This is a genomic window from uncultured Romboutsia sp. (assembly GCF_958366745.1).
GTDB classification, from domain to species: Bacteria; Bacillota; Clostridia; order Peptostreptococcales; family Peptostreptococcaceae; genus Romboutsia; species Romboutsia timonensis.
The window spans coordinates 1-6,670 of the sequence record NZ_CATXCO010000132.1 but is presented as its reverse complement, the minus strand read 5'-3'; the positions used below and the strand labels follow the sequence as shown (position 1 = coordinate 6,670).

The following is a 6,670-nucleotide window of genomic DNA, read 5'->3' as shown; positions in this document are numbered from 1 at the left end:
TATGGCCAAACTAGAAAACTCTAAAAATATGACTTTTAACGAGAGAAAAGCCAATGTAATGCACATTATAATAGAAAATAGACTTAAGAAAAATACTATAGGAGGATACTGGTCATTAGAATTTTCTAAAGAAGCTATTGATAATTGTGTAAGTGGATTTATTGATATAAAGGATAATACCAAAATTATGATGACAAGTGATGGTTTCTCGTGTGTATATGACAGATATGGTATATTTAGTAAGGAAGAAATAATAAACTTAGCTAATACAGAAGGTATAGACTATATTTATAAAAAAGTTAGAGAATTTGAAAAATCAGATGATAATGGAGTTGAATATCCTAGATTTAAAGTACATGATGATTCATCATGTGTATATTTAGATATTTATAAATAATTAGTTAAATTAAGAGGAATACAAAATGAAAAATATAGAGTTAAAAGAAATTAATCATTATTATGGGAAAGAACAAGTATTACATGACATTAATATTTCAATTAAAGAAGGTGAGTTTTTTACTTTACTAGGTCCTTCTGGTTGTGGGAAAACAACTATTTTAAGAATAATAGGTGGATTTATTAAACCTTTATCTGGAAGTATATATGTTGATGATAAAGATATTACAAATTTAGAACCAGAGTATAGAAATATGGGAACAGTATTTCAAAATTATGCACTATTTCCTAATATGACTGTAGAAGAAAATGTAGCTTATGGACTAAAGATAAAAAAGCTACCTAAAAAAGTAATAGCACAAAAATGTGATAAATACTTAGAATTAGCTGGAATGAAAGATTATAGAAAGAAAAGAATAGATGAGTTATCTGGTGGACAACAACAAAGGGTAGCAATAGCTAGGGCACTAGTTATAGAACCTACAATGCTTTTATTAGATGAACCAATGTCTAACCTTGATGTAGCTTTAAGAGTAAAGATGAGAGAAGAAATTAGAGAGATACAACAAAAAATAGGTATCACAACTTTATTTATAACTCATGACCAACAAGAGGCATTAGCTATTTCTGATAAAATAGCAGTTATGGATAAAGGTAGAGTACTTCAAATTGGAACTCCAATGGAAGTTTATAAAAATCCAGTAAATGATTTTGTAGCAAATTTTGTAGGTACATCTAATTGTATTGAAAAAAAGGACTATGCTAACTTTGGACTTGAAAAAGAAGAAAAACCTTATATTTATAAACGTCCTGAGGAAATGGTATTATTACAGAATACTAATGAAAGTGGATTTATAAAAGTAAAAATAGAAAATAAAAAATTCTTAGGCCCAATTATAGAATACACAGTATGTAATAATGGTAAAAAATATGAAGTAACTGAACTTAATAGACTTAACAATAGTGATAAATTTAAAATAGGGGATATGGGATACTTAGGAGTATTACAAGGTGAGTAGTATGATAGAAAGAATAAAAAACTATAAATGTACAATTAAAAACATACTTTCTTTTATTTTATACAGTATATTATTTTGGTTATTAATAGGATATATTGTTTTACCAATATGTAATACATTTATACAAGCTTTCCAAAGTGAAGGTGCATATTCTTTTGATGTTTTCAAAGAATATATTTCAAATAGCAATAATATAAGGGTAGTTAGTAATACTTTTATCTTAGGATTAGGCTCTATTATTGTATGTTCAGTTATGGGAATAGCACTTGCTTTATATATGACTTTTATTTGTGATAAGTATAAAAAATTAATACATATTTTATTATTGAGTCCAATGATGATTCCAGGAGTAATTTTAGTAATTGCATGTATTCAATTATATGGAGAAACTGGAATAGTTACAAAAGCTATAGAAATGCTATTTCCATTTATAAAAATACCTTATAGCTTTAGTGGATTAAAAGGAATTTTATTTGTAGTTGCATATACTCAGTATGTATATTTTTATTTAAATGTATATGTTGCACTTAAGTATGTTGATTACTCAACAGTTGAAGCAGCAAGAGGGATGGGAGCATCTAAAATAAGAGTTTTCTTTGATGTAATATGGCCTGTTATAACACCTGCTGTTATAACATCAACAATTGTAACATTTGCATCAGGAATTAGTTCTTTCTCAGCACCAAACCTTATAGGTGGAGGATTTAAAGTATTAAGTACTCAAATTGTTAGATCTAAAGCCAATAATTATATGGACATAGCATCTGTACAGGTAATTATTTTACTATTAATGGGTATTTCATTTATGATGTTATTACAGTATTATGGTAAAAAATATGGAGTAGTGGCATCTTTAAAAGCTCAGAGTTTTAAAGTTAACAACAGAAAAAATACCCTATTTACATTTGTATGTAAGATTATTATTGGTATACAAATTATTATGATTATACTTCCTATAATAACTATTGTATATTTATCATTTGTAACTACTCATTCAATTATGACAGATATATTTCCTAGAGAGTTTACAATTGAAAACTATCAGATGATTTTTGAAAAATCACGTGTACTTAAGCCTATATTAAATAGTTTGAAAATGTCTTTAATGGCAGTTATAGCAGGATTAATAATTACAGTACCAGTAGCATACGTGGTAACTAAAAACCATAATATACATAATAGATTAGCTAAATTTATTATAATGCTACCTTGGAGTATGCCAGCAAGTGCAATTGCAGTAAATCTTATTAATACATTTAATCAAAAAAGTATATTTGCATTTAATAAATCATTAATAGGTGGATTTTATATTTTACCTATAGCATATACAATTTATGCACTACCTCTATTATTTTCATCTAATGAGGTAGCTATGAAATCAATAAATTTAGGTTTAGAAGAATCATCAAGGAGTTTAGGTGCTGGAAAGTTAAAAACATTTTATAATGTAATAATTCCAGATATGATGCCAGGAATAATTTCTGGAGCTATACTGGTATTTATTCGTACAATTGGAGAGTATACAATGTCAGCATTACTTTATGGTGTTTATAATAGACCTATTTCAATTTCTATTATAACTAATATGCAAGAATTTAATATAGGAATATCTATGGCTTACGGTGTATTAGTAATAGCTATATGTTATGTAGCACTAGGAATAATTTTTAAATTAGACAAAAAAAGATTTATATAAATATTAGATAAGAGTGGTCATGATTGTTAATAATTATGCCCACTTTTAAAATTTGCAAAAAATATACTAATAAAAACAAATATGATTTACAATTTTCACTGTTTTATTCTACACATGAATATTTTACAACTTAAAAATTAAAAATGTAACAAAAAATGATATATATAAATATAATAATATGAAATATATTTTATAAAGATGTTGACTACAAGGAAAACAAATGTATTATATTTATAATAAATTAACAACATCTTTTATATAGTTTATTAATAAAAACTACAAAAATATTATAAATTAAATTTATTTTATATAAATGGAGATGAGCAGTAATGAACACTTATAGACGATTATCTAACGTCTATGAAAATTCAAAAGTTATCCCCTATGACTATTCTTCAAAATTCGTTATAATGAGTGATTGTCATAGAGGTAGTGGAAACTCTGGAGATAATTTTCTGAAAAATCGAAATATATTTTTTGCAGCACTTAACGATTATTATAAAAAAGGATTTACTTATATAGAACTAGGTGATGGAGATGAACTTTGGGAAAATAGATGTATGGAACAAATTATTGAGGTACACAGTAATGTATTTGAGTTACTATCTAAATTTTATAAATCAAATAGAATGTATATGATTTATGGAAATCATGATATGCAAAAAAGAAATAAAAAATTTTTAGAGTGCCATTATAATGGATACTATTGTGGAACAAGAAAAAAAAATGTTCCATTATTTAATTGTATAAAAGCCTATGAAGGGATAATCCTAGAAAATGAATATAATAGTCAACAACGAATATTTCTTGTACATGGGCATCAAGGAGATTTGATTAATGATAGACTATGGAAAGTAGGTAGATTTTTAGTTAGATATATATGGAGACCACTAGAGATATGGGGATTTAATGATCCTACAAGAGCAGCTAAAAATTATAAAAAGAAAAATAAAATAGAACAAAAACTTACTACATGGTCAAAAGAAAACAACGTAATGTTAATTACAGGCCATACTCATAGACCTAGTTTTGCTAACTTAGATGAAGCAATGTATTTCAACTCAGGTAGTTGTATACATCCAGCAGCTATTACAGCTATAGAGATTGAATGTGGTTGTATTAGTTTAGTTAAATGGAGTATTATGACAAAAGAAGATAATAGTATGTATGTAGGAAAAGAAGTTTTAAATGGTCCAGTAAAATTAGAAGATTACTTTGAAACAATATGTTTTGCATAAATAGCATATATCATTAAATAAATGAAAACCATATTGATTAGATAGTCAATATGGTTTTTATTTATAAATTCTCACATATATAAATTCAATAACTTAACTAATAATTTTAATATGATTAACCGTGAAAATATTTTAGAAAATAAGCCATAATAAATATATAAATAAAAAAATATATAATTTTAGAAGGAGAAATATATGAAAGAATATAATTTCGATACAAGAGAAGAGGCAATAAATTTTTTAGATAAACATAATTTTAAATACTATATACCAAGAGTATGTGAATATATGAGCAATATAAAAGATGAGCTTAAAGCTTATTGTGTAGAACTATCAGATTCACATGAAGTAACACGTTGTTGGATAGTATCTATTACAGATGGAAAAAAATATAGAGAAATATTCTTTGATATTGAAAAAGTAGATGAGTTTAAAGACACTGCTTATAACAAGGATTATAGAGAGAAAAAATATAAAGAAGGAATTGAAAATGAATATTTTTAAATTTTAATAAAGACCACTTACTTTTATTAAGAGTAAGTGGTCTTTATTAATTTTAACTAGCACAAAGAAATGATTAATTGAATTTAGATATGAATATTTAAATAAAAAATATAGATAATAAATAACAAGTATAAATATAAATATGAGGTGAAAATATGTGTACATCATTAAGCATAAAATCAAATGAAGGACATAATTTTTTTGGGAGAAATATGGATTTAGCTTATGATTTCAATCAATCAGTGTTAATTATTCCAAGAAATCATCAATTTAAAGATAAAGTAACTAAAGATATGGTAAAAACTAAATATGCTATTATTGGAATAGGTGCAATAATTGATAATCATCCAGCAATAGCTGATGCTATGAATGAAAAAGGACTAGCCTGTGCAGGGTTAAACTTTGATGGATATTCTTATGTAGAAGAAGAAATAGTACCAGGCAAAAAAAATATTGCACCTTATGACTTTATACATTGGGTGTTAGCTAATCATGAAACAGTAGATGAAGTTAAAGATGCTATAAAGGATTTAGAACTAGTAAAAGTACCTATAAATGAAAAAACACCACTACCAACACTTCATTGGATGATTGTTGATAAAACTGGTAAATCAATAGTTGTTGAAAAAACTAAAGAAAAGTTTGCAGTTCATGATAACACTGTTGGAGTAATGACTAATAATCCAACCTTTGATTGGCATATAACAAATTTAAACGAATACATGTATATAACTCCAAATCATCCAAAAGATGTTAAATGGAGTAATCAAGAATTAACACCTTTAGGAGTGGGTGCAGGTACATTAGGAATTCCTGGAGATTTTGAATCTGTTTCAAGATTTGTAAGAATAGCATATATTAGAGCTCATATGCCATCTATAGAAAATGACACAACTGCTGTTACTCAATTTTTCCATATGCTTGATTATGTAAAAATGGTAAAAGGTGGAGTTATAACAAGAGATGGGATGGAAGACTTAACTAGATATTCTTCATGTATGGATCAAGAAAAAGGTATTTATTATTACAGAAACTATAATAATAATAGAATAAATGCTATTGATATGCATAAAGAAGATTTAGATGCAACAGAAATAAAAGTATTCCCATATTTAGAAACTCAAGATATAAATTATCAAAATTAAAATATAAAAACTAATTTAAAATATTTCTCTTAAGGTATTTTTGTTAAGGTAAATAAGGTAAATTTTTTAAATAATTTTAAAATGAATATAAAGAGTTTATAAAGTATTAAAAATAGACCTTAAAGGTCTATTTTTAATTTCTAAATATAGTTTATAGCATTGCTTACTTTTCTAGAAACTTCATCAAGTTGATCTTTTAAGTTAATAAGTTCTTCAGCCTTAGTATATAGAATTAAGTCTGTGACACTCATAGTAAAATCAATTTTACCGTTTGAGTTATAAATAGGAATAGATATACAGATTATTCCGTGGTCATACTCATTTTCATCAAGTGCATATCCTTGCTTTCTTACTTTATGTATTTCTTCTAAAAATTCATCAATATTTTTTATAGTTTTATCTGTATAAGTTTTATATTCTTCGCCCTTCATTATATCTCGAATTTCATCATCGCTATATTGAGAAAGTAATATCTTTCCAGCAGCAGTACAATAGCAAGGTGCTTTTTTTCCAACCCTTGATGACATTACAAATGGTTTTTGAGAATTCATTGGCTCTATTCTATCAATGTAAACTATATTAGAACGTTTCTCATCTAAAGTAGCCAAATGAACTGTGGCATCAACTTTATCTGCAAATTTTCTTATTATAGGTCTTGAAACCTTAAACATA

The 6,670-nt window shown here is 26.0% G+C and carries 6 protein-coding genes and 1 pseudogene; 6 read left to right on the top strand and 1 reads right to left on the bottom strand.

Translation table 11 applies throughout. The features are described from left to right. The 6 genes and pseudogenes from Q5F54_RS09155 to bsh form a co-directional block, all read left to right on the top strand. Positions 1–397: pseudogene (locus tag Q5F54_RS09155) on the top strand (hypothetical protein); the annotation flags it as partial. Between the two features lie 25 nt (positions 398–422). Continuing rightward, positions 423–1,415: an ABC transporter ATP-binding protein gene (locus tag Q5F54_RS09150; protein ID WP_302334284.1), complete on the top strand. Its 993-nt coding sequence runs from the start codon at positions 423–425 to the stop codon at positions 1,413–1,415. A gap of 1 nt (position 1,416) precedes the next feature. After that, positions 1,417–3,111, top strand: a complete 1,695-nt coding sequence (locus tag Q5F54_RS09145) for an iron ABC transporter permease (RefSeq protein ID WP_302334283.1) — start codon at positions 1,417–1,419, stop codon at positions 3,109–3,111. A 329-nt stretch (positions 3,112–3,440) separates the two neighbouring features. Then, positions 3,441–4,349, top strand: a complete 909-nt coding sequence (locus Q5F54_RS09140) for a metallophosphoesterase (protein WP_281539066.1) — start codon at positions 3,441–3,443, stop codon at positions 4,347–4,349. Positions 4,350–4,544: 195 nt separating this feature from the next. After that, positions 4,545–4,853 carry a hypothetical protein gene (locus Q5F54_RS09135; RefSeq protein WP_071120791.1) on the top strand — a complete coding sequence of 103 codons (309 nt, stop codon included), beginning with the start codon at positions 4,545–4,547 and terminating at the stop codon, positions 4,851–4,853. Positions 4,854–5,008: 155 nt separating this feature from the next. Beyond that, a complete protein-coding gene (bsh, locus tag Q5F54_RS09130) occupies positions 5,009–5,998 on the top strand; it encodes a choloylglycine hydrolase (RefSeq protein ID WP_071120790.1) in 990 nt (329 codons plus the stop codon). 140 nt (positions 5,999–6,138) lie between these two features. Here the strand turns inward: bsh and Q5F54_RS09125 are convergent. Beyond that, positions 6,139–6,670, bottom strand: a 532-nt coding sequence (locus Q5F54_RS09125; RefSeq protein ID WP_302334282.1) for an IclR family transcriptional regulator, incomplete at its 5' end; no start/stop codon positions are given.

Coding starts and splice junctions, on each gene's coding strand:
- Q5F54_RS09150 (WP_302334284.1), top strand. CDS start 423: ATGAAAAATATAGAGTTAAAAGAAATTAATCATTATTATGGGAAAGAA.
- Q5F54_RS09145 (WP_302334283.1), top strand. CDS start 1,417: ATGATAGAAAGAATAAAAAACTATAAATGTACAATTAAAAACATACTT.
- Q5F54_RS09140 (WP_281539066.1), top strand. CDS start 3,441: ATGAACACTTATAGACGATTATCTAACGTCTATGAAAATTCAAAAGTT.
- Q5F54_RS09135 (WP_071120791.1), top strand. CDS start 4,545: ATGAAAGAATATAATTTCGATACAAGAGAAGAGGCAATAAATTTTTTA.
- bsh (WP_071120790.1), top strand. CDS start 5,009: ATGTGTACATCATTAAGCATAAAATCAAATGAAGGACATAATTTTTTT.